General features: G+C 61.5%; 1 protein-coding gene. It reads right to left on the bottom strand.

All coding sequences use genetic code 11. The features are described from left to right. On the bottom strand, positions 1 to 159 hold a 159-nt coding region (locus tag B2V90_RS23190), incomplete at its 3' end, for a GTP-binding protein (protein ID WP_414711613.1). Positions 160 to 351: the final 192 nt, after the last annotated feature.

The raw sequence follows: 351 nt of genomic DNA, 5'->3' as shown, positions 1-351 counted from the left end.
CATCCAGTCCATGGTTGCGGCGCCGTCATGGACTTCGCCGATCTTGTAGGACTTGCCGGTGTAGTAAAGGATGCGCTCGGTCGTGGTGGTCTTGCCGGCGTCGATATGCGCCATGATACCGAAGTTACGATAATGTTCGAGCGGATGGCTGCGGGCCATGATGCTTCTCCGTTGCCGGCGCACCGGCGGTGAGGGGATTCGTTTGTTCTGCGCGAGGCCCCTAAACCAATCCGTCCGCCATGGGTAGCACCCCTGACGAACGGACCGATGTTCAAGACCCTGTTGGATAGGCGGGCGCGGGAGCGCCCGCCTTCCTCTTTACCAGCGGTAGTGCGAGAAGGCGCGGTTCGC

Origin of the sequence: Sphingobium sp. UBA5915 (assembly GCF_002431195.1) — a bacterium.
Classification (GTDB): domain Bacteria; phylum Pseudomonadota; class Alphaproteobacteria; order Sphingomonadales; family Sphingomonadaceae; genus Sphingobium; species Sphingobium soli.
Note: the sequence above shows the minus strand (reverse complement) of the source record. Positions and strands in the feature narration are given on the sequence as shown.